This is a genomic window from Shinella granuli (assembly GCF_004341885.1).
In the GTDB taxonomy this organism is placed as follows: Bacteria; Pseudomonadota; Alphaproteobacteria; order Rhizobiales; family Rhizobiaceae; genus Shinella; species Shinella granuli.
Window position 1 is genome coordinate 53,282 of sequence record NZ_SLVX01000001.1, and the last position, 23,252, is coordinate 76,533.

Here is a 23,252-nt window from a genome sequence, read left to right on the forward strand (position 1 = left end):
TCCTTTGACATTCGTTTTAGTATCGTATTGAAGATTCCGAAGGGTCTGGGAGCGACCCGCAGCTGGGAGGAAGAGATGGGCGGATATGTTCTCGCGATCGATCAGGGCACGACATCGAGCCGGGCGATCGTCTTCGACGGCAAGCAGAAGGTCGTCGGTTCCGGCCAGAAGGAATTCACGCAGCATTTTCCGCAGTCCGGCTGGGTCGAGCACGATCCGGAGGAAATCTGGGACAGCGTCGTCTGGTCCGTCAAGGCCGCGCTGAAGAAGGCGGGCCTTGCCGCCTCCGACATTTCCGCCATCGGCATCACCAACCAGCGCGAGACGGTCGTCGTCTGGGAGCGCGAGAGCGGCAGGCCGATCCACAATGCCATCGTCTGGCAGGACCGCCGCACCGCCTCCTATTGCGAGAAGCTGAAGAAGCAGGATCTCGAAAAGACCTTCACCCGGAAGACGGGCCTGCTGCTCGATCCCTATTTCTCGGGCACCAAGCTCTCCTGGATGCTCTCCAACGTGAAGGGCGCGCGGGCGCGGGCTGCCCACGGGCACCTCTGCTTCGGCACGATCGACACGTTCCTGATCTGGCGGCTGACGGGCGGCAAGTCCCATGTCACCGATGCCACCAATGCCAGCCGCACGCTGATGTACAACATCGCCTCCAACGCCTGGGACGACGAGCTGCTCGACATCCTGCGCGTGCCGAAGGCGATGCTGCCCGACGTGCTCGACTGCGCCGCCGATTTCGGCGTGACGGAAAAGGGCCTGTTCGGCGCGGAAATCCCGATCCTCGGCGTTGCCGGCGACCAGCAGGCGGCGACCATCGGCCAGGCCTGCTTCGAGCCGGGCATGATGAAGTCCACCTACGGCACGGGCTGCTTCGCGCTGCTCAACACCGGCACCGACATGGTGCGCTCGAAGAACCGGCTGCTCACCACCATCGCCTACCGGCTCGACGGCGAGACGACCTATGCGCTGGAAGGCTCCATCTTCATCGCCGGGGCGGCCGTGCAATGGCTGCGCGACGGGCTGAAGGTCATCAAGGCCGCGCCCGACACCGGCGACCTTGCGGCCAAGGCCGACCCGACGCAGAACGTCTACCTCGTGCCCGCCTTCACCGGCCTCGGCGCGCCGCACTGGGACCCCGACGCCCGCGCCGCCATCTACGGCATGACGCGAAATACGGGGCCGGCGGAATTCGCCCGCGCCGCGCTGGAGGCCGTCTGCTACCAGACGCGCGACCTGCTCGACGCCATGCACAAGGACTGGAAGGCGAACGGCAAGGAAACGGTGCTGCGCGTCGACGGCGGCATGGTCGCCTCCGACTGGACCATGCAGCGCCTTTCCGACATCCTCGACGCCCCCGTCGACCGCCCGACCATCCTGGAAACGACCGCCCTCGGCGCCGCATGGCTCGCCGGCCAGCGCGCGGGCGTGTGGCCGGACCGCAAGGGGTTCGCCAAGTCCTGGGCGCGGGATACGCGCTTCGAGCCCAAGATGGACGAGAAGACCCGCGCGGTGAAGATCAAGGGCTGGAAGGATGCCGTGCGGCGGACGCTGAGCGCGGGGTAGGTCCAGGCGGTTCTTCGCGGTTTTTCCTACCGGCGCGTCGCTCTCTTCCGTCATCCTCGGGCTTGACCCGGGGATCCATGCCCCAAACTCCGCGCGTGCCGTTTCGGTGGATCCTCGGGTCGAGCCCGAGGATGACGGAGGAGAGGGCGGAGGATGAACAACGGAGGGAGGCGCGCCTGAACGGGGCGCCTGATGGACGGCGCCTGAAAGGCAGAGGGGCGTCTGGCGTGCCCGAACGGGGACGCCTGAAGGAGCTGCGCCCGGTCATATTGTCCCGGCCGCCGTTTCACGCGGCTCATCCCATCGATCAAAAATATTCCGGTGCGCCCTGTCGGCTGAGACGCTACTCCTACGTCTTTCAACCAACGGGAGTTCACCATGCTGTATGCCGTTCTTTGTTACGACGCCGAAAGTGAAGTCAACGCCTGGAGCAAGGAGCTCGACGCGAAGGTCATGGCCGATCTCGGGGCGGTCAACCAGCGTTATGCCGAGGCGGGCAAGCTCGGTCCGGTCGCGCGGCTGATGCCGACGACGGCGGCGGTCACCGTGCGCAAGGGCGTGACGGACGATATCGTCATGGATGGTCCCTTCGCCGAAACCAAGGAACAGTTCCTCGGCTTCTTCGTGCTCGACGTGGAGACGCTGGAGGAGGCGATCACCTTCGCCCGCGAGCTTTCCGCGGTCAATCCGGCCAACGGTACCTATGAGGTCCGGCCGCTGCAGTATTTCAATCCGGGAGTACCCATCACATGACAGAGCTTGCCTGGATCGATCTGGCGCTGACCTCGGCGCGGCCGCAGGCCATGGGTGCGCTCCTGCGCTACTTCCGCGACCTCGACATGGCGGAGGAGGCCTATCAGGAGGCGTGCCTTCGGGCGCTGAAGACCTGGCCCGACAAGGGCCCGCCGCGCGATCCGGCAGCCTGGCTCATCTTCGTCGGCCGCAACAGCGGCATCGACCAGGTGCGCAAGCGCGCCAGGCACCAGCCGCTGCCGCCCGAGGAGGTGCTGTCCGACCTGGAGGACACGGAACGCGACCTCGCGGACCGGCTGGACGGCGCGCACTACCGGGACGACATTCTCCGCCTGCTCTTCGTCTGCTGCCACAAGGACCTGCCGGCGACCCAGCAGATCGCGCTGGCGCTGCGCATCGTCTCGGGCCTGTCGGTCCGGCAGATCGCCCGCGCCTTCCTCGTCTCAGAGGCGGCGATGGAGCAGCGCATCACCCGGGCGAAAGCGAAGGTGGGCGCGGCCGGCATTCCCTTCGAGACGCCGGATGCGGTGGCGCGGGCCGAACGGCTCGGCCTCGTCGCGGCGATGATCTATCTCGTCTTCAACGAGGGTTACTCGGCGGGCGTGCCGGACAAGGCGGATACGCCCTTCTGTGCGGAGGCGATCCGGCTGGCGCGGCTGCTCCTGAAGCTCTTTCCGGCCGAGCCGGAGATCATGGGCCTGACGGCGCTTCTCCTTCTCCAGCATTCGCGGCTTGCGGCCCGCTTCGACAAGGACGGTCAGATCGTGCTCCTGGAGGACCAGGACCGCTCGCTGTGGGACCGCAGCCTGATCGACGAGGCGCTGGTGCTGATCGACAAGGCAATCCGCCACCGCGCGCCCGGCGCCTTCCAGATCCAGGCGGCGATCGCCGCGCTGCATGCCCGCGCGAAAACGGCCGATGAGACGGACTGGCTCGAGATCGACCTGCTTTACCAGACGCTGGAGCGCCTGCAGCCCTCGCCGGTGGTGCGGCTCAACCGCGCAGTCGCCGTCTCGAAGCGCGAAGGGCCGGAGGCGGCGCTGGCGCTCATCGAGCCGCTTGCCGACAAGCTGAACGGCTATTTCTATTTCCACGGGCTGCGCGGCGGCCTGCTCAAGCAGCTCGGCCGCTATGGCGAGGCGCACGAAGCCTTCGACCGCGCCATTGCGCTTGCCACGAGTTCGGCAGAGGCGGCCCATATCCGCCAGCATCTCGACAGCATGCAGCGCGAACGGACCGCAGCCGAAAAATAACCCCTTTTCGATGTCGGATTGGCCGTCCGCCGGCCGTCCTTGAGACGAACCACCGAACATATCCAACGAGGAGACAGACATGACCGACGCCGAGATCAAGCCCGCCAACAACCGCGAACTGGTGCTGACCCGCGTGCTGAACGCCACGCCCGCCCAGCTCTTCAAGGCCTGGACGACGCCGGAGCTGATGAAGGAATGGTTCGCACCGAAACCCTACGAGACGCCGGTCATCGAGATCGAGCCGTGCGACGGCGGCAAGTTCCGCACGGTCATGACCGGTCCGGACGGTTTCCACATGGACAACACCGGCATCTTCCTGAAGGTGGAAAAGGACAGGCGCATCATCACGACCGATGCCTTCGGCCCCGACTGGAAGCCCACCGAAAAGGCCTTCTTCAGCGCCGAGATTCTCTTCGACGACCTCGGCGACGGCAAGACCCGCTACACCGCCATCGCCCGCCACTGGTCCGTCGAGGACTGCGAGATGCACGAGAAGATGGGTTTCCACGAGGGCTGGGGCCAGGTGGCGACGCAGTTGGAAGCCGTGGCCTCGCGGCTCTGATGGAGGGATGGAGGACGGGCGCCCTGCGTCCGTCCTTTTCATCTTCGTGAACACACTGTTTCCCGAACGGCCCTTTCAACCTGCGTGTGCGGGCCATATCTCTGGGCAAATCCCTCTTGCCTGGAACATCCCATGGAACTTGGCCTCTATACATTTGCCGACGTCGATCCCAATGCTGCCGACAAGGGGCGGGAAGGGGAGCGGCGGCTGAAGGACCTCCTGGAGGAGATCGCGCTTGCCGATCAGGTCGGGCTCGACGTCTTCGGGCTCGGCGAGCATCACCGGGCGGATTATGCCGCCTCGGCGCCGGCCGTCGTGCTGGCCGCCGCCGCCGCGCGGACCAAGGCCATCCGGCTGACGAGCGCGGTGACGGTGCTCTCCTCGGACGATCCGGTGCGCGTCTTCCAGCAGTTCTCGACGGTCGACCTTCTTTCCGGCGGCCGGGCGGAGATCATGGCCGGGCGCGGCTCCTTCATCGAATCCTTCCCGCTCTTCGGCTATGCGCTCGATGACTATGACCGGCTCTTCGAGGAGAAGCTGGACCTGCTGCTGGCGCTCAACGAGCGAGAGACCGTGTCGTGGAACGGCACGATGCGCCCGCCGCTGCCGGGGCTCGGCGTCTATCCGCGCCCAGCGCATGGCCGCCTTCCGATCTGGATCGCCGTCGGCGGCACGCCGCAGTCGGTGGCGCGGGCGGGGGCCTACGGGCTGCCGCTGGCGCTTGCCATCATCGGCGGCACGCCGTCGCGCTATGCGCCGCTCTTCGATCTCTACCGCGAGGCCGCGCGCCGCGCCGGGCAGGATGCGGGCGGGCTGAAGACCAGCATCAACGTGCACGGCTTCATCGCCGACACCACCGCGGCTGCGGCCGACACCTTCTACGGCCCGCAGGCCGAGGTGATGAACCGCATTGGCCGCGAGCGCGGCTGGGGGCCGACGAGCCGGGCGCAGTTCGACCAGTCGACCGGGCCGACCGGCCATCTCTTCCTCGGCGATCCCGAAACGGTGGCGAAGAAGATCGTCGATCACCACCGGATCTTCCGCAACGACCGCTTCATGCTGCAGATGGCGATCGGCCCGATGCCGCACGAGGCGGTGCTGCGCGGCATCGAGCTCTACGGCACGAAGGTCGCCCCGCTGGTGCGCGAGATGCTGGCGGACGACGCGAAGGGCGACGTGGCCGCTTCCGCCTGACAACGGCGCGCGGGCATGGTAAGAGGCCCGCGAAAGAGAGACGCGATGACCCTGGAAAACGACGAAGACCTCAACGGCCTGAAGGCCATCGGCCGGATTTGCGCCAATGTGCTGCAGCACATGTCGACCGCCATCCGGCCGGGCATGACGACGGCCGAGCTCGACCTGATCGGCCGGCGCATGCTGGAGGCGGCGGGCGCGCGCTCGGCGCCGGAAAGCTGTTATGCCTTTCCGGGCGCGACCTGCATCAGCGTCAACGAAGAGGTGGCGCACGGCATTCCGGGCGAGCGGGTGATCCGCGACGGCGACCTCGTCAACATCGATGTCTCCGCCGAGCTCGACGGCTATTTCGCCGATACGGGTGCCTCCTTCACGGTTGGGCGGTCGACGCCGGCCGTCGAGCGCCTTTGCCGCGACGGCAAGCGTGCGCTCTGGGTCGGGCTGAAATCGGTGCGGGCCGGCAGGCCGCTTGCCGAGGTCGGCAATGCCATCGGCGAATTCGCCCGCAAGAACCGCTATACGCTGATCGCCAACCTCGCCAGCCACGGCGTCGGCCGTTCGCTGCACGAGGAGCCGACGGAAATCGCCACCTGGCCGGACCCGCAGGAAAAGCGCCGCATGACGGAAGGCCTCGTCTTCACCGTCGAGCCGTTCCTCTCGCTCGGCGCCAACTGGGCGGAAGGCGGCAGCAACGACGAGTGGACGCTCTACAGCGAGCCGAGCGCGCCGACGGTGCAGTTCGAGCACACGGTCGTCGCCACCCGCAACGGGCCGCTCGTGGTGACGCTGCCGGGCTGAACCGGTCCGGCAGACCGCTGGCGCGGGCAGGGCGAGCCTTCACCGCCGCTGATCCGTCGATCAATAAATGTCGTTTGTCGCCTTTATGTTGCGGTGCGATGGTCTCGCCATGATGCACCGCACTCCCGCCCCGTCGCATGAGCCTGTCCGGGCGGCGATCGCCGGCGCGCTCGCCATGGCCGTCGCCATGGGGCTCGGCCGCTTCTTCTATACGCCCGTGCTGCCCGGCATGATGGCCGGGCTCGGCCTGAACGCCGCCGATGCCGGCATCATCGCGGCGGCGAATTTCGCGGGGTACCTGCTCGGCGCCGTATTGGCCGCCTATGGCTGGGCGGCCGGTTTCGAACGGCGCCTTGCGCTCGGCGCGCTGGTTTCCACGGTGCTGCTGCTGCTTGCCATGGGGCTGCTCTCCGGCGTCGCCGCGCTCTCCGTCGTGCGCTTCCTCGCCGGCCTTGCCAGCGCCTTCGCCATGATCTTCACCTCCGGCATCGTGCTCTCCATCGGCCTCGTGCACCGGGACCCGCGCGTGCAGATGGCGCATTTTTCCGGTGTGGGCGGCGGCATCGCGGTTTCTGCCGTGCTCGTCTATCTCCTGTCGCTGGTCGAGTTTTCCGCCATGCCCGCCTGGCGCGTCGACTGGTTTGCCGGTGCGCTGCTCGGCGCGGCGGGCCTTGTCGCCGTCGCGATCCTGCTGCCGCGTCCGGAGGGCGGCGCGTCTGCATTGCGCGAGCCGCCGATCGCCTGGACCCGGCCGCTTGTCGCCCTGACGGCAAGCTACGGCCTCTTCGGCATCGGCTATGTCGTTACGGCCACCTTCATCGTCGCCATCGCTCGGGAGGGAGCGGAAAGCCCGCTGCTCGAATGCCTCACCTGGCTCGTGACGGGGGCTGCCGCCGCGCTCTCGCTCCTCGCCTGGAAACCGCTGGAGCGGCGGTTCGGCGTGGCGATGGCCTATCTGCTCGCGATCCTCGTGGAGACGGTGGGCGTCGCGGCGACGGTGACGCTGCCCTTTCCCTGGTCGGCGCTTGTCGGCGGGGCGCTGCTCGGCATCACCTTCATCGTCGTCACGGCCTATGGGCTGCAGCTCGGCCGGGTCCTCGCCAGCCAAAGCCCGCGGCGCGTGCTGGCCCTGATGACGGCCGCTTTCGGCGTCGGGCAGATCCTCGGCCCGCTCGGCGCCGGCTTTCTGGCGGCGCGCACGGGGAGCTATTTCCTGCCCAGCCTTGCGGCTGCGGCCATCCTGCTTCTTGCCGCCGGCATCACCGTTCTTGGCGGGGCGCTTTCCATTAAATCTCGGTAATCCGGGCGCTCGACGATTGTTGCTATGCGCAAACTCCTCTAGGTTCTGCGCGAACCGGCGGCGCTGCCGCCCCTTGCAAACGAGAGTTTCGCACCTTGTTCCATTCCTTCTTTCCGCAGCCGAAGCTGTTCTTTTCCTCCCTTGTCGCCTGGACGCTGCTTTCGATCGCGGTCTGGTACTCGGTCGGTGCCAATTTCGGTGCGCTGATCGGCCTGCCGCCGCTGCCGGCCGACACGGCGCCCCCGGTGGGCCTCGGCTATTTCGTGACGCCGGACAATATCTGGTTCTATCTCTATTTCGTGATCTGCACCGGCCTCTTCGGCCTGTTCTGGCAGATCCGGGCGAAGGACCATCCCTGGACCAACTGGTCGATCTGGGGCTCGGCCTTCATCATCTTCTCGACCTATTTCAGCGTGCAGGTGTCGCTGGCTATCAACAACTGGCGCCGGCCGTTCGGTGATACCTTGCAGAACGCGCTCCAGGGCACGGGCGGCGTCACCACACAGAACTTCTTCGACCTGATGCTGATCTTCTGCCAGATCGCCTTCATCAGCGTCTTCGTCTACGTGATGACGCGCTTCTTCGTCAGCCATTATGTCTTCCGCTGGCGCACGGCGATGAACAACTACTACATGTCGCTCTGGCCGCGCGTGCGCCATATCGAAGGCGCCTCGCAGCGCGTGCAGGAAGACACGATGCGCTTCGCGACGATCACCGAAGGCCTCGGCGTCAGCCTGATCGACGCGGTGATGACGCTGATCGCGTTCCTGCCGGTGCTCTTCGCCCTCTCCGTGCATATCGGCCCGCTGCCGGTCATCGGCGAAGTGCCGCATGCGCTGTTCTGGGCGGCGATCCTCTGGTCGGCCTTCGGCACCTTCCTGCTCGCCTTCGTCGGGATCAAGCTGCCGGGCCTGGAGTTCCGCAACCAGCGTGTCGAGGCTGCCTACCGCAAGGAACTGGTCTATGGCGAAGACGACGAGACCAAGGCCCAGCCGCCGACGGTGCGCGAGCTCTTCGACAATGTCCGGATGAACTATTTCCGGCTCTATTTCCACTATCTCTATTTCAACGTCGCCCGCATGTTCTACCTGCAGGCCGACAACCTCTTCGTCTATTTCATCCTCGTGCCGACCATCGTCACCGGCAAGATCACCTACGGCATCCTGCAACAGATCCTGACGGCCTTCGGTCAGGTGTCCAGCTCGTTCCAGTATCTCGTGAATTCGTGGTCGACGATCATCGAGCTGCAGTCGATCCACAAGCGCCTTCGCGCCTTCGAAGCGGCGATCGAGGGGCAGGAACTGCCGAGCATCGACCAGCAGTTCATCGCGGCTGGCGGCAACGAGGAGCTGGCGCGGTAGGCTTGACGATCAGAGGGCGGCTCCGGCCGCCTTCTTCTCTTTCGCGAGAATGTCCATCGCCTGGGCATAGCTGACGCAGGCGACGTCCTGTTTGCCGCAGGTCTCTGTCAGGAAGCGGTCGAGCGCGCGCCAGTAGGCGCCGGCATTCATCTCGACGAAATGGAAGCCGAGCTGGAGGGGGATGCGCTCGCCGCCATATTGCTTCGTGAAGGCGTCGCGATAGGCTTGAAGGGTGCTTTCCTCGAAGGCGGCGCTCTTTTCCGGGGCCTCCTTGCCCTTGGAATGGCGGACATAGAGGTTGTAGTCCATGGCGATGACCGGGCGCCGGGCGGCGCCCTCCGGCACGAGGGGCAGGGCGAAGCGGGCGATCTCGCCGCTTGCGACCGGCAGGGCCGGGCCCTTCGAGACGAGGCTGGCATCATAGGTGAAGCCGTGCGCCTCCAGCGCCTTGATCAGTCCGCTGCCGGCGGAAAGATAGGGCGCGCGAAAGCCCTTGATGTCCTCCTTGACGAAGCGCTGCCAGTCCGCCGGCTCCCGCTCGCCGACGCCGGCATTCTGCCAGGCGTTCTTCAGCGCCTCGTGGAAGAAGGTGAACTCGCTCTTCCAGTCCTCCGCGCTCCACTTGCCGCCGTCGAAATGGCCGCAGGCATGGCTGCCGATATCGTGGCCCTCCAGCTTCGCCAGCCAGATCTCGCCAAGGCGCAGGATCGTGTCCTCCCGGTCCGGCGAGAAGCCGACATTGGAGCGGCCGCGCTTTTCGTGCGGCGCCTGGTATTTGGCGCGCTCGTCCTTCGGGAAGAGGAAGGTGCAGGAGAGGAAATAGGTGAAATGCGCGCCGGTGCGTTTCGCCATGGCGCGGCTCTTCTCCCACAGGAGGTTGTCGTGTGCTCCGTCGAAGGAGACGATGACGAGCTGCTTGCGCTTTGCGGCCTCGACCGCATCGTCCTTGGCAAGGGCCGGGCCGGCGGCAAGCGCGACGGCGAGGGGAAGGAGGACTATACGGGACGAGACTGAAGACGACATGGCTACCCGCGACAATTTGCAAAGGGGTTTTCATGGGTCGCGAATGCGGCAATCCTTTGATCGGGCTGGAATTGTCGCCGTGCGAGGGCTATTCCAGAGGAAACGGCCGCGGGCCGTGTTTTCTTCAAGGGGCATTTTCATGACGTTGCTCATCGCCGGTCTTGTTCTTTTCATCGTCACCCATCTTCTGCGCCCCTTCGCGCCGGGCCTGCGCAATGCGGGCATTGCCGCCATCGGCAAGCCGGGCTGGATGGCGCTGCATGGCGTCGTCTCGCTGCTCAGCCTCGTGCTCATCGCCTACGGCTTCGTCGATGCGCGCGAGAACGGCGGCCAGATGCTCTATTTCCCGCCGACCTTCCTGTCGCATATCGCGCTGACGCTGATGCTGATCGCCTCGATCTGTCTCGTCGCCGGCTTCCTGCCGGCCGGGCACATCCGCACGAAGCTGAAGTTCCCGATCCTCGTCGCCATCAAGATCTGGGCGCTGGCCCATCTCCTGGCGAATGGCGAAAGCTATTCCGTGCTGCTCTTCGTGACGATCCTCGCCTGGGCGGTCATCCTGCGCATCACGCTGAAGAAGCGCATCGCGGCCGGCGAGACGACGCTGCCGGTTTTCGTCTCGGCGAAATACGACCTGATTTCCATCGTCGTCGGTCTTGCGCTCTATGCCGTGATCGTCTTCAAGCTTCACGAATGGGTGATCGGCGTTCCGCCGCTGCCGTGATCCCTTCGTCCATCCCGCGCTTTTCGCGCCTGCCCCCTTACAACGCCGCCAAAATGGGGTAGAAGGCGCAAACTCCAATCGTCAGCAAGAGCCGGGCAGGGAATGGTAAATCAGGACGACAGCTTTATCCGCGAGGTGAACGAGGAGCTGCGCTCCGACCAGATGCGCCTGATCTGGAAGCGTTTCGGCCGCATCTTCATCGGCGCCGCCGTTCTGGTCGTCCTCGGCACGATCGGCAAGGTGAGCTACGATTACTGGCGCGACAGCGAGGCCTCGGCCGCCGGCGACAGCTTCCTGGCCGCCCTGACGCTCGCCCGCGAGGGCAAGAACGAGGAGGCGCTCGCCGCGCTGACCGCGCTGGAGAAGGACGGCTTCGGCTCCTATCCGGTGCTGGCGCGCATGCGCTCCGCCTCGCTTTTGGCGACGACGGATGCGCAGGGCGCCGTCAATGCCTTCACGGCGATCGCCAAGGATGGTTCCGTGCCGCAGGCGCTGCGCGATGCCGCGCGCCTGCGCGCCGCCTATCTGCTCGTCGATACCGGCACCTACGACCAGGTTTCCGCCGAAGCCGAGCAGCTTGCCACGCCGCAGAGCGCGCTGCGCCACTCCGCGCGCGAGGTTCTCGGCCTCTCCGCCTACAAGCACGAGGACTATGCGCGCGCCAAGGAATGGTTCGACGCGATCCTTGCCGACAACGAGAGCCCGCGCAACGTCGCCAACCGGGCGCAGATGCTGCTTGACCTGATCGCCGCAAGCGGCAAGCTGTCCTCCTGATCTCGTATCTTTTTTGACGCAGTTCCGGATGAAAGACCGCTTCGCCCTTTTACCGGAACTGCTTTAGCCGGCCACCGAAACGGAACACATCCATGAGCTTCACCGTCGCCATTGTCGGACGCCCGAATGTCGGCAAGTCCACCCTGTTCAACAGGCTCGTGGGCAGGAAGCTCGCGCTCGTCGACGACACGCCGGGCGTCACCCGCGACCGCCGCCCCGGCGATGCGCGGCTCGTCGACCTGAAATTCCGCATCATCGACACGGCCGGCCTCGAGGAGGCCGCGCCCGAAACCCTGCAGGGCCGCATGCGCGCCCAGACGGAGGCGGCGATCGACGAGGCGGACCTCTCGCTCTTCGTCGTCGATGCCAAGATGGGCCTGACGCCGGTCGACCAGGCGCTTGCCGACATGCTGCGCCGCAAGGGCAAGCCGGTGGTGCTCGTCGCCAACAAGTCGGAGGCCCGTGGCTCCGACGGCGGCTTCTACGATGCCTTCACGCTCGGCCTTGGCGAGCCGACGCCGATTTCCGCCGAGCACGGCCAGGGCATGCTGGACCTGCGCGATGCCATCGTCGCAGCGATCGGCGAGGAGCGGGCCTTCCCCGAGGAGGACGAGGCCGTCACCGATGTCGACGTGCGTGCCGAGGCGGCTGCCGAGGGCGCCGGAGAGGACGAGGATTTCGAGCCGGAATATGACGAGACGAAGCCGCTGCGCGTCGCCATCGTCGGCCGCCCGAATGCCGGAAAGTCCACGCTGATCAACCGCTTCCTCGGCGAGGACCGGCTGCTGACCGGCCCGGAGGCCGGCATTACGCGCGATTCGATCTCCGTCGAATGGGACTGGAAGGGCCGCACGATCAAGATGTTCGACACGGCCGGCATGCGGCGCAAGGCGAAGGTGCAGGAGAAGCTGGAAAAGCTTTCCGTCGCCGATGGCCTGCGCGCCATCCGCTTTGCCGAGACGGTCGTCATCGTCTTCGATTCGACCATTCCCTTCGAGAAGCAGGACCTCCAGATCGTCGACCTCGTGCTGCGCGAGGGCCGCGCCGCCGTGCTCGCCTTCAACAAGTGGGACCTGATCGACGACCCGCAGGCCGTGCTCGCGGAGCTGCGCGAAAAGACCGATCGCCTCCTGCCGCAGGCGCGCGGCATCCGCGCCGTGCCGGTTTCCGGCCAGACGGGCCGCGGCCTCGACAAGCTGATGCAGGCCGTCATCGACACGGACCGCACCTGGAACCGCCGCATCTCCACCGCCAAGCTGAACCGCTGGCTGGATGCGCAGCAGACGCAGCATCCGCCGCCGGCCGTTTCCGGCCGCCGTCTCAAGCTGAAATACATGACGCAGGTGAAGGCCCGCCCGCCGGGCTTCATGATCTCCTGCACGCGTCCCGATGCGCTACCGGAATCCTATATCCGCTACCTGACGAACGGCCTGCGCAACGACTTCAACCTGCCGGGCGTGCCGATCCGCATCCACTTCCGCGCATCGGACAACCCGTTCGCGAACAAGGCGAAGAAGAAGCGCTGAGCGCCCTTTCACCCTTCGGTGGATATGGCGTTTGCCCCTCACCCTCACCCTAACCCTCTCCCCGCAAGCGGGGAGAGGGGACGTGCCACGCTTGCGGGCATTTGTTGGGGAAACCGGCGCGGCATATCCCCTTCGCCCCGTTTACGGGGAGAAGGTGGCCGGCAGGCCGGATGAGGGGCCGGAGTCGTTGCCCTTGTGGCCTCAGCCCTCCGGCAGCTTGTCCTTCGCCACCAGCGCGCCGTGATGCTGGATGACCGCGGCCGCGACATCAGCGGCGAAGCGGGCAGCCTCTTCCGGCGCGGCGCCTGTCGCAAGGCGGGCGAGGAAGGCGCCGTTGAAGCTGTCGCCGGCGCTGGTCGTGTCGACGATCTTTTCCACCTTGGCGGACGGCGCATGGCTGCGCTTCTCGCCGAAGACGAGGGTCGCGCCTTCGGCGCCGTCCTTCACGACAAGTCCGTCGACGCCGAGCGCGCGGTAGCGGGCAATGGTGTCCTCCAGCCCGGCATCGCCGAAATGCGTCGTCTCGTCGTCGAGGCTCGGCATGACCAGCGTCGCGGCGCGCGCGCCCGCGGTGATCGTCGCGCGCATGCGCTCGGCATCGTCCCACAGGCGCGGGCGGATGTTCGGGTCGAACGCGACGCGTTTTCCCGCGGCCTTGGCGCGGCGCAGCTCGGCGAGCAGCGTCTCGACATCCTCGGGCGGCAGGATCGCCAGGGTGATGCCGGAGAAGACCACGATGTCGGAGGCGTCGATGGCCGCGCGCAGCCGGTCGCCGTCACGCGCCAGCAGCTTTGCCGCGGAGGCGGAGCGCCAGTAGGAGAAGCTGCGCTCGCCGTCCTTCAGGTGGATCATGTAGAGGCCGGGTGAGCGGCCCTCGATGCGCGCGACATGCCCGGTTCCGATGCCGTGGCCATCCATGAAGGCAAGCATCTCGTCGGAGATCATGTCGGTGCCGACGGCCGAGACATAGTCGACGCTCCAGTCGGCCGGCAGGTACTGGCGGGCATAATAGGCGGTGTTGAACGTGTCGCCGGCAAAGCTCTTGCGCAGGAGGCCGCCCTCGGCCTGCATCAGTTCCACCATGCATTCGCCGATCGTCAGCAGGCGTGCCGCCATGTCCCAAGGTCCTCCCGACCCGTGCATTTCCTGCCGAGGCGAGATCGCTTCGGCGCCGGAGAATGCGGTCAAAACAAAACGCTCTAGTTGCGCCGGAAAGAGGAAATACTGTCAAAGAGTTGGCGGGGCAAGACGATACCGGCGCTTTCCGCCTGCCGCTGCCGTTCCACGCGGTCGAGGCCGGGGATATGGACGCCGTAGACGCCTGAAAGCCGCTCCACCTGCTCGGCGAAGCGGGTGGAGAAACCGTCGGCGAGAAGCTGCGGAGCGAGCGCCAGGAGGAACAGGCCGACCCCGGGAGAGGCATCGCCCGCCTGGAAGTCCGGGGCATCGAGCGACCAGTTCGCGCCGGTGAGGCCGGCGGCGAGCACTTCCACCATGAGCGCGACATTGGCACCGCGCGTTCCGCCGAAGGCGAGCAAGGCCCCCTTCATCGCGGCGAAGGGATCGGTGGTCGGCTCCCCCTCCTGGTCGAGCGCCCAACCCGCGGGAATGGCCTCGCCCCGGGCGGCCGCCTCGCGGATCTTCACATAGGCCGTGGCGCTGGAGGCCTGGTCGACCAGCAGGAAGCGCCCGTCGGCGAGCGGGGCGGCGAAGGCCAGCGGGTTGGTGCAGTAGACGGGCAGGCGGCTTCCCGCGCCGGCCAGCAACGCCGGCCCGTTCGTCGCCGCGATGGCGACAAGGCCTTCCTGGGCAAGCTGGGCAGCATACCAGCCGAGCTCGCCGGTGGTGTAGCTGTTCTGGACGGTGAAGACGGCGATGCCGAGCGCCTTTGCCTTCGTCACCAGTTCCTCAAGGGCGATCGCAAAGCCATGCTGGGCCACGCCGCCCATGGCGTCGCATTTCACGATGGCGGGGACCGGCGAGGTGATGAGCGGTTCCGCCCGCCCGTCGATCCGCCCGTCGACGAGGCTGCGCAAGTAATCCGTCAGATGCGTGAAGCCGATCGCGTTCTTGCCCGCCATTTCGGCATCCACCGTGGCGCCGGCAAGCGCCGTGGCCGCGGTCTCCACCATGCCGACACGCATCAGCGCCGTTCGGGCAAGGTCGCGTGCTTCCTGCGGGGAAAGGGTGACGGCATCGGTCATGGGGTCAACCTTCTCTATGGAATTTGCCGGCATCATCCCGATCGACCCGGCTCGCGTCAACCTTCGAAAAATCGGGGTACCTGCCGTTTACGCCCCGCCGGGGCCGCGTTACATCTTGCCGAAAGCAACAGGAAACCGGAGCGAAAAGGCATGGCGAAGCCCCGCAAGAAGGCTGATGACTGGTGGCGCGGGGCGGTGATCTATCAGGTCTATCCCCGCTCGTTCCAGGACACGACCGGCGACGGCATGGGGGACCTGCGAGGCATCACGAAGCGGCTCGGGCATGTCGCCTCGCTCGGTGTCGATGCCATCTGGCTTTCGCCCTTCTTCAAGTCGCCGATGGCCGATATGGGCTATGACGTCTCGGACTATTGCGACGTCGACCCGATGTTCGGAACGCTCGCCGATTTCGATGCCATGCTGGCGGAGGCCCATCGCCTCGGCCTCAAGGTCATCATCGACCAGGTCATCTCGCACACCTCCGACCAGCATCCCTGGTTCGTCGAGAGCCGTTCCAGCCGGAGCAATCCCAAGGCGGACTGGTATGTCTGGGCCGATCCCAAGCCCGACGGCACGGCGCCCAACAACTGGCTGTCGATCTTCGGCGGGCCGGGCTGGGAATGGGACGGCGTGCGCAAGCAATATTACATGCACAACTTCCTGATCTCGCAGCCCGACCTCAATTTCCACAACCCGGATGTGCAGGAGGCGCTCTTGAAGACCGTGCGCTTCTGGCTCGATCGCGGCGTGGACGGTTTCCGCCTCGACACGGTGAACTTCTACTTCCACGACAGGAAGCTGCGCGATAACCCGCCCCACGAGCCCGATCCCGAAGCGGTCGGCCTCGATGCGCCGGACGTCAATCCCTATGGCATGCAGACCCATCGCTACGACAAGACGCAGCCGGAGAACGTCGCTTTTCTCAAGCGGTTCCGCGCGCTGCTCGACGAATACGAGGGGCGCGCGACGGTGGGGGAGGTGGGCGACGGCGCCCGCTCGCTGAAGACCGTCGCCGACTATACGAGCGGCGGCGACAAGCTGCACATGTGCTACACGTTCGATCTTCTCGGGCCGGATTTCACCGCCGACCATGTGCGCAAATGCGTGCAGAGCTTCCAGCGGGCAGTGACGGACGGCTGGGTCTGCTGGGCCTTTTCCAACCACGACGTCAACCGCCATGTCAGCCGCTTCATCCGCGCGCCGGAGGAGCGCGAGCGCATTGCCAAGCTCGCCATCACCCTGCTGTCGACCCTGCGCGGCTCGATCTGCCTCTACCAGGGCGAGGAACTTGGCCTCACCGAAGCCGACCTCGCCTTCGAGGACCTGCGCGATCCCTACGGCATCCGCTTCTGGCCGGCCTTCAAGGGGCGCGACGGATGCCGCACGCCGATGCCCTGGCAGCATGGCGAGGCCCATGCCGGCTTCAGCACCGGCAAGCCCTGGCTGCCGGTGCCGCAGGATCACGCCCGGCTTGCCGTCGACGTGCAGGAGAAGATCGCCGGCTCGGTGCTCAACCATTACCGGGCCACGCTCGCCTTCCGCAGGGAACACGAGACCCTGCATGACGGCGACATGGCCTTCCTGCACTCCAACCACGACATCCTCGCCTTCACCCGCGAGAAGGGCGGCGAGAAATTGCTCTTCGTCTTCAACCTGACGCATGAAAAGGCCGAATTCGTGCCGGCCAAATCGCTGAAACTCGGCGCGCCCCTGTCGGTGCCCGGCTTCGGGGCAAAGCTGAAGGACGGGACGATCGAGCTGGACGGGTTGGATATGGCCTGCGTGCGGTTGTAGCGGGTTCCGGCAATTCCTGACCGTGCGCAAGCACGGTCAGCCAATATTCCTTTCCGGGAGCGTTCTACCGTTTTCGTCCGACGAGCCGGTCGTAATCGGCGTGTGAGCCGATCCAGAACCAGACGAGAGTGTCCGTCTGCGCATCTCTGACGGCGAGGGCGCGCCAAGAAAGACCCACCCGGGCCGACCAGAAGCGGCCGACGGGTTTGAGCTGCAGGGATGGGTGCGCGGGGTTGGCTTTCAGGAGGGTGAAATTCCTGTCGGCCTGTTCGCGTATATGAGAAGGCAGTGCCGCGTAACACGTCCAGAACGTGTCCGTGGCGTGATGCTTCAAAGCGGGCGTGTCCGATTGTTGCGGAATTTTGCCAAAGCGAGTTCGCCGAGCTCGTCCAGAGTGCCGTTTGCGGCGTCTTCGGCAAGGTCCCGATCCCACCGCTCCGCCTGAAGCGCTTCGAACCATGCGGAAAACCGGTCGAACTCTTCTGGGCTGAGTTCAGACACGCTTTTCTCAATCTGCTCCAGTTTCGTCATGTCGCGCTCCCTTCATGTCTATTCTATGCGAAGGAGCCGAACGCGGAAAGGTAAACCTCACCCCATCAGCATGAACCGGTCCACGTCCACCATCCCCCGGTCGGAGATCTTCAGGTGCGGGATCACCGGCAGCGGCAGGAAGGCGAGTTGGAGGAAGGGTTCCTCCAGCGTGGCGCCCAGCGCGAAGGCGGCCTGGCGCAGGTGGTGCAGCGTGTCGCGGACGGTCTCGTAGGGTTCGAGGCTCATCAGGCCGGCGACCGGGAGCGCGATCTCGCCCGTCACCCTGCCGCCCTCCACCACGACGAAGCCGCCCTTGATCTCGCCGAGGCGGTTGGCGGCGAGCGCCATGTCGTCTTCGTCGACGCCGACGACGCAGATATTGTGGCTGTCATGGCCGACGGTCGAGGCGATGGCGCCCTTCTTCAGCCCGAAGCCCTGCACGAAGCCGTTGGCATGGTTGCCGTTCCTGCCGTGACGCTCGATGACGGCGACCTTGATGATGTCCTGCGCGAGATCGACGGTCGTCTGGTTGCCCCTGGCGGGCAGCCGGTAGCGGCGGTGCTCGGTGATGATCTTGCCCGGCAGGACGCCGATGACCGGCGTTTCGCCATCGGTGACGGGCACGGCGAAATGGGCGGCGTTGACCGGGCGGGCCTTGACGCTGTCGAGCCCGACCGGGGCTACGGGCCGGCGCGTTGCAAAGAGCGCATCGTCCACCCTGCGGCCGGCGGAGAAGATCATCTCGGCCTTGCAGGTCTCCAGCGTGTCGACGACGACGAGGTCGGCGCGCCAGCCGGGCGCGACGAGGCCGCGGTCGCGCAGCCCGAAGGCCCTGGCCGCCGAGATCGAGGCGGCACGGTAGACGGCGAGCGGCGCGCGGCCATGGCCGATGGCGGTGCGGATCATGTAGTCGAGATGGCCCTGCTCGGCGATGTCGAGCGGATTGCGGTCGTCCGTGCACAGCGCGATGAAGGGCGAGAGGCGCTCGGTGATGATCGGCAGCAGCGCCAGCAGGTCCTTGGAGACCGAGCCCTCGCGCACGAGGATGTGCATGCCCTTGCGGATCTTCTCCAGCGCTTCCTCGGCGGTGGTGCATTCGTGTTCGGTGCGGATGCCGGCGGCAAGGTAGCCGTTGAGGTCCTTGCCCGAGAGCAGCGGCGCATGGCCGTCGATATGGCCGCCCTGGAAGGCCTCCAGCTTGGCGAGGCAGACGGGGTCCTTGTGGATGACGCCCGGGAAATTCATGAATTCCGCAAGGCCGATCACCTTGGGATGGTCGCGGAAGGGCAGCAGGCGCTCGATCGGCAGGTCCGCGCCCGACGTTTCGAGATGCGTCGCCGGCACGCAGCTCGACAACTGCACGCGGATGTCCATGATCGTCTCCAGCGCGCTGTCGAGGAAGAATTCGATGCCCTCCGTGCCGAGCACGTTGGCGATCTCGTGCGGGTCGCAGATCGCCGTCGTCACGCCGTAGGGCAGCACGCAACGGTCGAATTCGTGCGGGGTGACGAGCGAGGATTCGATGTGCAGGTGCGTGTCGATGAAACCGGGCACGACGATGCGGCCGGAAATGTCGATTTCCGCGCGGCCCTGGTAGTCGCCGCAGGTGCCGACGATGCGATCGCCCGAGATGGCGATGTCGGAGGCGACGAGGTCGCCCGTCACGAGATCGAAGAACTGCCCGCCCTTCAGCACGATGTCGGCGGGCTCCCGGCCGGTTCCCTGATCGATGAAGCGTTCCAAGTCGGCCATGGCGAAGTCTCCCGATTCCATTGCGGGAGACTCTAGCGGCGCGGCGGCAAGAGGGAAGGGCCGGTGCGTCGAATTGCGTGCTCAGACCGGGAAGGTGACGGTGAAGGCGAAGCGGGCGTGTGCTCCCGCCGCGAGCACCGTCGTATAGGGCCTGTCCTTCAGTTCGCCCGATCCGCCATATTCCGCCGCCGTGCCATGCCAGGGCTCGACGCAGAGGAACCGCGCGCCGGGCTTGGTCCAGAGCGCGAGGTTCGGCAGGTTCTCGAAGCGGAAGGCCAGCGCGGGACCGCCCTCGGCCTGGAAGGTCAGGCCACTGCCCGCGCCTTCCGGGAAAACCAGGGCGTCGTCTACGAAGAGATCGGGGGAGAGGACGAGCCGGCCCGCCGCAAAGGGCGAAGGGGTGCGGTCTTGCGACAGCAGGCCCTTTTCCAGTGGCTGGCGCTGCGGCTCCCCGGCATTGTGGAGCATCACGACATGCCGCTTCCCCGCCGCGCCGGGCAGGGGCCAGGCGAAAGCGGGATGGAAACCGAAGCCGAAGGGCATGGCGGTCCTGCCGCGGTTTTCGATCTCGGCGGCGACGGTGAGCGTCGGTCCATCAAGGCTGTGCTCGACGGAGAGCAGGAAGTCGAACGGATAGACGGCGCGGGTTTCGTCCGAGGCTTGAAGGCTGTAGCGGCACAGCGTATCGCTTGCGGCGGCCAGCGAGAACTCCCGGCGCCTGGCGAAACCGTGCTGCGCCATCGCATGGGGCTTGCCGTCGATGAGGAGCGTGTCATCGGGCGCCTTGCCGACGATCGGGAAGAGCACCGGCGAGCGCCCCGTCCAGAACGCGGCGTCGCCGTTCCACAGCCATTGCGCCCCGTCCCGGGTGGTGATCGCCTGCATTTCGGCGCCGAGCGAGGAGATATCGATCGACAGAAGGTCGTTCTCTATACGGGTGATGGTCGGCATGGGCTCGCCCTCAAGGTTTCCGGCGCGCACAATAGCCCTCAAAGCGGCCGGACTTGCAAGGCCCATCCGGCCGCGGCTAAAGCAGGTCATGCAAATGGGCGCAGCGGTTTGGCAAAGAGGCATGCGCAAACCGGGGACCCGAAGTGCAAGGCGCAAATCTGCAAGATCGCTGCGCACTTTGGCGACGCCCGTGTTTCATTCAGGGAGAAGCGGATGCAGCCGGCATGGACCACAAGGACGCCCGGACCGTCGGAAATCGAGGCGCTGGCGCAGCTCTGGTTTGACGGATGGCAGGATGCGCATGCGGCGGTGCTTCCAGCCGCGCTTGCCCGCCTGCGCACGCGGCAGAGTTTTGCCGATCGCCTGTCGGCCATGCTGGCGGATGTGCGCGTCATCGGCGAGCCCGGCGCACCGCTCGGCTTCTGCGCCATCCGGCATGACGAGCTCGACCAGCTTTTCGTGGCGCCGGCAGGGCGCGGCAGGGGCGTTGCCGCCGCGCTCGTGGCGGATGCCGAACGACGCCTGGCCGCCGATGGCGTGGCGATCGCCTGGCTCGCCTGCGCGATCGGCAATCACCGCGCCGCCCGTTTCTACGAGAAATGCGGCTGGCACCTTGCCGCGACCGTCGTCCAACGGCTGGACACGATCGAGGGGCCTTTCGACCTGGAGGTCTGGCGCTATGAAAAGCGGCTTTCTCCGGCGGTCGCGGATTGATGGCGCATCGCCACCATCCTATGTTGAGGACATGACCCGGAACGACGCGGCAGGCCCGATCATCGTCTTCGACGCGGAGTGCATCCTCTGCTCGGCCAATGCGCAATTCGTGCTCCGGCACGATCACGCCCGGCGCTTCCGTCTTGCCTCCATGCAGAATGCGGTCGGCGCGGCGCTCTATCGCCGCTTCGGCATCGATCCGGCCGATCCCGAATCGATGATCGTCGTGGACGGCGACCTGTTGCTGAAGGACAGCGATGCGGTGCTGGCGATCCATGCCGGGCTCGGCTGGCCATGGAAGGCGCTGTCCGCGCTGCGTCTCATCCCGCGCTTCTTGCGCGATCCCGCCTATCGCTGGCTGGCGCGCAACCGCTACCGGTTGTTCGGACGGCGCGCCGCCTGCTGGATACCCTCGCCGCAGGATGCGGACCGGGTGTTATGAGGCGGGTCATCGTTCTCGGCGGTGATTGCGTCCGGAAATGGCGGCCGAAGCCGCCATTCCCCCTGCCGGATCAGATGTTGTTCTGCAGCACCTCGCGCAGCTTGCCGAACAGTTCGTCGATCTCGCGCTTCTCGATGATCAGCGGCGGGGAGAGCGCGATGATGTCGCCCGTCGTGCGGATGAGCAGGCCCTTCTCATAGGCCTTGAGGAAGGCATTGAAGGCCCGCTTGGTCGGCTCGCCGGCAATGGAGGCAAGCTCGACGGCGCCGATCAGGCCGACATTCCGGATGTCGATGACGTTCGGGCAGTCCTTCAGCGAATGCAGGCCTTCCTCCCAGTAGGCGGCGAGTTCAGCGGCGCGGGTCAGGAGACCCTCTTCCTTGTAGGTATCGAGCGTGCCGAGCGCGGCGGCGCAGGCGATCGGGTTGCCGGAATAGGTGTAGCCGTGGAAGAACTCGATCATGTGCTCCGGGCCGTTCATGAAGGCGTCATGGATCTCGGAGGTCACGAAGACGGCGCCCATCGGGATCACGCCGTTGGTGAGGCCTTTGGCGGTGGTGATGATATCGGGCTTCACGTCGAAATACTGCGCGGCGAAGGGCGCGCCGAGGCGGCCGAAGCCGGTGATGACCTCGTCGAAGATCAGCAGGATGCCGTGCTGCGTGCAGATCTCGCGCAGCTTCTGCAGGTAGCCCTTCGGCGGGATGAGCACGCCGGTGGAGCCGGCGACCGGCTCGACGATGACGGCGGCGATGGTGGAGGCGTCATGCAGGGTGATGATGCGCTGCAACTCGCTGGCGATGTCGCCGCCATGTTCCGGCTCGCCGCGCGAGAAGGCGTTCCTGTCGGGGAAATGGGTATGCGGCATGTGGTCGACGCCCGTCAGCAGGGTGCCGAACATCTTGCGGTTGGCGACGATGCCGCCGACGGAGATGCCGCCGAAGTTGACGCCGTGATAGCCGCGCTCGCGGCCGATCAGGCGGAAGCGTGCGCCGTCGCCCTTGGCGCGGTGGTAGGCGAGGGCCACCTTCAGCGCGGTCTCGACCGATTCGGAGCCGGAATTGGTGTAGAGGACGTGGTTCATGCCCTCGGGGGCGATGTCGACGAGGCGGTTGGCAAGCTCGAAGGCCTTCGGATGGCCGAGCTGGAAGGCGGGCGCATAGTCGAGCTCGCCGGCCTGTTCGCGGATCGCCTCGGTGATCTTCGGGCGACAGTGGCCGGCATTGACGCACCACAGGCCCGCCGTGCCGTCGAGCACCTGACGGCCGTCATGGGTGGTGTAGTACATGTCCTTGGCGCCGACGAAGAGGCGCGGTTCCTTCTTGAACTGCCGGTTTGCCGTGAACGGCATCCAGAAGGCACGCAGATCGTTGGGTGTGTTGAGGCGGTTGGACATGCGGTCTCTCCGTGATCCTTGAAATGCTGGGGCCTTTGAAAGCGGTGGCCGTCCCGGCGGGTGGGATTTTTACCCGCTGGTCAAATTATCAAGGCGCCCGGGGCCGTCAAGCGGATGGTTCCATGCAAAACGCCCCGGATTTGGCCGGGGCGTTGCAATCGGGGTCTATCGGGGTCGTTCAGGCGATGCGCAGCTTCTTTTCCGTCGCGCCATTGCCGGAGGCCCGGTAGATGCGCTCGAGCGCGTCGAGAATCGTCAGCACGGCATCCGACTTGCTGGAATAGTAGATCGTCTGGGCATCGCGGCGGGTGGTGACGAGATTCTGCGCGCGCAGCTTCGACAGGTGCTGCGACAGGGCCGACTGGCTGAGTCCCACCTGGTTTGCAAGGGCGCCCACGGCGATTTCGCCCTCGACCAGGACCTTCAGGATGAGCAGGCGTTTCGGGTTTGCCATGGCGGACAGAAAGTCGGATGCAACCTCGGCCTGCGCATGTTCTGCGTCTGAAATCTTGTCCATCTGAAACTCCTTTGGGCGTTTCCGCTTCAAATTATGTGATTTTATTTGAATCCGCTTGTTAGCATATAAACAAAATACCCCTCATCAAGAGCCAGAAATGGGGGTATGCTGCAC

Annotated in this window: 22 protein-coding genes; 14 read left to right on the forward strand and 8 right to left on the reverse strand. The window is 66.0% G+C overall.

Annotation, left to right across the window (positions count from 1 at the left end):
- The first annotated feature begins 75 nt into the window (after positions 1-75).
- The 8 genes from glpK (at position 76) to sbmA (ending at position 8,790) form a co-directional block, all read left to right on the forward strand.
- Entirely contained in the window at positions 76-1,569 is a 1,494-nt protein-coding gene (glpK, locus tag EV665_RS00255; protein ID WP_133032679.1) for a glycerol kinase GlpK, read from the forward strand.
- Between the two features lie 378 nt (positions 1,570-1,947).
- Positions 1,948-2,322 carry a YciI family protein gene (locus EV665_RS00260; RefSeq protein ID WP_064330839.1) on the forward strand — a complete coding sequence of 125 codons (375 nt, stop codon included), beginning with the start codon at positions 1,948-1,950 and terminating at the stop codon, positions 2,320-2,322.
- On the forward strand, positions 2,319-3,575 hold the full coding sequence (locus tag EV665_RS00265; protein WP_133032680.1) for an RNA polymerase sigma factor: 1,257 nt from the start codon (positions 2,319-2,321) through the stop codon (positions 3,573-3,575). The genes EV665_RS00260 and EV665_RS00265 overlap by 4 nt, the downstream gene beginning before the upstream one ends.
- A gap of 79 nt (positions 3,576-3,654) precedes the next feature.
- On the forward strand, positions 3,655-4,137 hold the full coding sequence (locus tag EV665_RS00270; protein ID WP_133032681.1) for an SRPBCC family protein: 483 nt from the start codon (positions 3,655-3,657) through the stop codon (positions 4,135-4,137).
- Positions 4,138-4,269: 132 nt separating this feature from the next.
- Positions 4,270-5,331 (forward strand): LLM class flavin-dependent oxidoreductase, encoded by a 1,062-nt coding sequence (locus EV665_RS00275; protein WP_133032682.1) that lies wholly within the window; start codon positions 4,270-4,272, stop codon positions 5,329-5,331.
- A 45-nt stretch (positions 5,332-5,376) separates the two neighbouring features.
- On the forward strand, positions 5,377-6,129 hold the full coding sequence (gene map / locus EV665_RS00280) for a type I methionyl aminopeptidase (protein ID WP_064330835.1): 753 nt from the start codon (positions 5,377-5,379) through the stop codon (positions 6,127-6,129).
- A gap of 109 nt (positions 6,130-6,238) precedes the next feature.
- The gene (locus EV665_RS00285) at positions 6,239-7,429 is read left to right on the forward strand and encodes a YbfB/YjiJ family MFS transporter (protein WP_133032683.1); all 1,191 of its coding nucleotides are present in this window, start codon (positions 6,239-6,241) and stop codon (positions 7,427-7,429) included.
- A gap of 95 nt (positions 7,430-7,524) precedes the next feature.
- Positions 7,525-8,790 carry a peptide antibiotic transporter SbmA gene (gene sbmA / locus EV665_RS00290; protein ID WP_064330834.1) on the forward strand — a complete coding sequence of 422 codons (1,266 nt, stop codon included), beginning with the start codon at positions 7,525-7,527 and terminating at the stop codon, positions 8,788-8,790.
- 9 nt (positions 8,791-8,799) lie between these two features.
- Here the strand turns inward: sbmA and EV665_RS00295 are convergent, their stop codons facing one another.
- Positions 8,800-9,813 (reverse strand): polysaccharide deacetylase family protein, encoded by a 1,014-nt coding sequence (locus EV665_RS00295; RefSeq protein WP_064330833.1) that lies wholly within the window; start codon positions 9,811-9,813, stop codon positions 8,800-8,802.
- A gap of 139 nt (positions 9,814-9,952) precedes the next feature.
- Here EV665_RS00295 and EV665_RS00300 point away from each other — a divergent pair, with 139 nt between their 5' ends.
- From EV665_RS00300 to der, 3 genes are all read left to right on the forward strand, one after another.
- Positions 9,953-10,537, forward strand: a complete 585-nt coding sequence (locus EV665_RS00300) for an NnrU family protein (RefSeq protein ID WP_064330832.1) — start codon at positions 9,953-9,955, stop codon at positions 10,535-10,537.
- 102 nt (positions 10,538-10,639) lie between these two features.
- On the forward strand, positions 10,640-11,311 hold the full coding sequence (locus tag EV665_RS00305; RefSeq protein WP_064330831.1) for a tetratricopeptide repeat protein: 672 nt from the start codon (positions 10,640-10,642) through the stop codon (positions 11,309-11,311).
- 92 nt (positions 11,312-11,403) lie between these two features.
- On the forward strand, positions 11,404-12,837 hold the full coding sequence (gene der / locus EV665_RS00310) for a ribosome biogenesis GTPase Der (protein WP_133032684.1): 1,434 nt from the start codon (positions 11,404-11,406) through the stop codon (positions 12,835-12,837).
- A gap of 201 nt (positions 12,838-13,038) precedes the next feature.
- Here der and EV665_RS00315 read toward each other — a convergent pair whose 3' ends face one another.
- The gene (locus EV665_RS00315; RefSeq protein ID WP_133032685.1) at positions 13,039-13,953 is read right to left on the reverse strand and encodes a sugar kinase; all 915 of its coding nucleotides are present in this window, start codon (positions 13,951-13,953) and stop codon (positions 13,039-13,041) included.
- Between the two features lie 83 nt (positions 13,954-14,036).
- Positions 14,037-15,041 (reverse strand): Ldh family oxidoreductase, encoded by a 1,005-nt coding sequence (locus tag EV665_RS00320; RefSeq protein ID WP_064330828.1) that lies wholly within the window; start codon positions 15,039-15,041, stop codon positions 14,037-14,039.
- A 150-nt stretch (positions 15,042-15,191) separates the two neighbouring features.
- On the opposite strand from EV665_RS00320, the gene bglA reads away from it, so the two are divergent.
- Entirely contained in the window at positions 15,192-16,835 is a 1,644-nt protein-coding gene (gene bglA, locus EV665_RS00325; RefSeq protein ID WP_064330827.1) for a beta-galactosidase BglA, read from the forward strand.
- A 330-nt stretch (positions 16,836-17,165) separates the two neighbouring features.
- Here the strand turns inward: bglA and EV665_RS00335 are convergent, their stop codons facing one another.
- The 3 genes from EV665_RS00335 to EV665_RS00345 all read right to left on the reverse strand — a co-directional run bounded on the left by EV665_RS00335 (position 17,166) and on the right by EV665_RS00345 (position 20,069).
- Positions 17,166-17,366: a hypothetical protein gene (locus tag EV665_RS00335; protein WP_133032686.1), complete on the reverse strand. Its 201-nt coding sequence runs from the start codon at positions 17,364-17,366 to the stop codon at positions 17,166-17,168.
- Positions 17,367-17,423: 57 nt separating this feature from the next.
- On the reverse strand, positions 17,424-19,118 hold the full coding sequence (gene ade / locus EV665_RS00340) for an adenine deaminase (RefSeq protein ID WP_133032687.1): 1,695 nt from the start codon (positions 19,116-19,118) through the stop codon (positions 17,424-17,426).
- 81 nt (positions 19,119-19,199) lie between these two features.
- A complete protein-coding gene (locus EV665_RS00345; RefSeq protein ID WP_133032688.1) occupies positions 19,200-20,069 on the reverse strand; it encodes an aldose 1-epimerase family protein in 870 nt (289 codons plus the stop codon).
- A 213-nt stretch (positions 20,070-20,282) separates the two neighbouring features.
- Here EV665_RS00345 and EV665_RS00350 point away from each other — a divergent pair, with 213 nt between their 5' ends.
- Both EV665_RS00350 and EV665_RS00355 read left to right on the forward strand, forming a co-directional pair.
- On the forward strand, positions 20,283-20,783 hold the full coding sequence (locus EV665_RS00350) for a GNAT family N-acetyltransferase (protein WP_133032689.1): 501 nt from the start codon (positions 20,283-20,285) through the stop codon (positions 20,781-20,783).
- 31 nt (positions 20,784-20,814) lie between these two features.
- Positions 20,815-21,225 carry a thiol-disulfide oxidoreductase DCC family protein gene (locus EV665_RS00355; RefSeq protein WP_133032690.1) on the forward strand — a complete coding sequence of 137 codons (411 nt, stop codon included), beginning with the start codon at positions 20,815-20,817 and terminating at the stop codon, positions 21,223-21,225.
- A 70-nt stretch (positions 21,226-21,295) separates the two neighbouring features.
- Here the strand turns inward: EV665_RS00355 and aptA are convergent, their stop codons facing one another.
- Entirely contained in the window at positions 21,296-22,621 is a 1,326-nt protein-coding gene (gene aptA, locus EV665_RS00360; protein ID WP_064330821.1) for an omega-aminotransferase AptA, read from the reverse strand.
- Between the two features lie 178 nt (positions 22,622-22,799).
- On the reverse strand, positions 22,800-23,138 hold the full coding sequence (locus tag EV665_RS00365; protein ID WP_064330820.1) for an ArsR/SmtB family transcription factor: 339 nt from the start codon (positions 23,136-23,138) through the stop codon (positions 22,800-22,802).
- Positions 23,139-23,252: the final 114 nt, after the last annotated feature.

What these genes read in the sequence shown, in the direction of transcription:
- glpK (WP_133032679.1), top strand. Translation starts at nt 76, where the DNA reads ATGGGCGGATATGTTCTCGCGATCGATCAGGGCACGACATCGAGCCGG.
- EV665_RS00260 (WP_064330839.1), top strand. Translation starts at nt 1,948, where the DNA reads ATGCTGTATGCCGTTCTTTGTTACGACGCCGAAAGTGAAGTCAACGCC.
- EV665_RS00265 (WP_133032680.1), top strand. Translation starts at nt 2,319, where the DNA reads ATGACAGAGCTTGCCTGGATCGATCTGGCGCTGACCTCGGCGCGGCCG.
- EV665_RS00270 (WP_133032681.1), top strand. Translation starts at nt 3,655, where the DNA reads ATGACCGACGCCGAGATCAAGCCCGCCAACAACCGCGAACTGGTGCTG.
- EV665_RS00275 (WP_133032682.1), top strand. Translation starts at nt 4,270, where the DNA reads ATGGAACTTGGCCTCTATACATTTGCCGACGTCGATCCCAATGCTGCC.
- map (WP_064330835.1), top strand. Translation starts at nt 5,377, where the DNA reads ATGACCCTGGAAAACGACGAAGACCTCAACGGCCTGAAGGCCATCGGC.
- EV665_RS00285 (WP_133032683.1), top strand. Translation starts at nt 6,239, where the DNA reads ATGATGCACCGCACTCCCGCCCCGTCGCATGAGCCTGTCCGGGCGGCG.
- EV665_RS00295 (WP_064330833.1), bottom strand. Translation starts at nt 9,813, where the DNA reads ATGTCGTCTTCAGTCTCGTCCCGTATAGTCCTCCTTCCCCTCGCCGTC.
- EV665_RS00300 (WP_064330832.1), top strand. Translation starts at nt 9,953, where the DNA reads ATGACGTTGCTCATCGCCGGTCTTGTTCTTTTCATCGTCACCCATCTT.
- EV665_RS00305 (WP_064330831.1), top strand. Translation starts at nt 10,640, where the DNA reads ATGGTAAATCAGGACGACAGCTTTATCCGCGAGGTGAACGAGGAGCTG.
- der (WP_133032684.1), top strand. Translation starts at nt 11,404, where the DNA reads ATGAGCTTCACCGTCGCCATTGTCGGACGCCCGAATGTCGGCAAGTCC.
- EV665_RS00315 (WP_133032685.1), bottom strand. Translation starts at nt 13,953, where the DNA reads ATGGCGGCACGCCTGCTGACGATCGGCGAATGCATGGTGGAACTGATG.
- EV665_RS00320 (WP_064330828.1), bottom strand. Translation starts at nt 15,041, where the DNA reads ATGACCGATGCCGTCACCCTTTCCCCGCAGGAAGCACGCGACCTTGCC.
- bglA (WP_064330827.1), top strand. Translation starts at nt 15,192, where the DNA reads ATGGCGAAGCCCCGCAAGAAGGCTGATGACTGGTGGCGCGGGGCGGTG.
- EV665_RS00335 (WP_133032686.1), bottom strand. Translation starts at nt 17,366, where the DNA reads ATGACGAAACTGGAGCAGATTGAGAAAAGCGTGTCTGAACTCAGCCCA.
- ade (WP_133032687.1), bottom strand. Translation starts at nt 19,118, where the DNA reads ATGGCCGACTTGGAACGCTTCATCGATCAGGGAACCGGCCGGGAGCCC.
- EV665_RS00345 (WP_133032688.1), bottom strand. Translation starts at nt 20,069, where the DNA reads ATGCCGACCATCACCCGTATAGAGAACGACCTTCTGTCGATCGATATC.
- EV665_RS00350 (WP_133032689.1), top strand. Translation starts at nt 20,283, where the DNA reads ATGCAGCCGGCATGGACCACAAGGACGCCCGGACCGTCGGAAATCGAG.
- EV665_RS00355 (WP_133032690.1), top strand. Translation starts at nt 20,815, where the DNA reads ATGACCCGGAACGACGCGGCAGGCCCGATCATCGTCTTCGACGCGGAG.
- aptA (WP_064330821.1), bottom strand. Translation starts at nt 22,621, where the DNA reads ATGTCCAACCGCCTCAACACACCCAACGATCTGCGTGCCTTCTGGATG.
- EV665_RS00365 (WP_064330820.1), bottom strand. Translation starts at nt 23,138, where the DNA reads ATGGACAAGATTTCAGACGCAGAACATGCGCAGGCCGAGGTTGCATCC.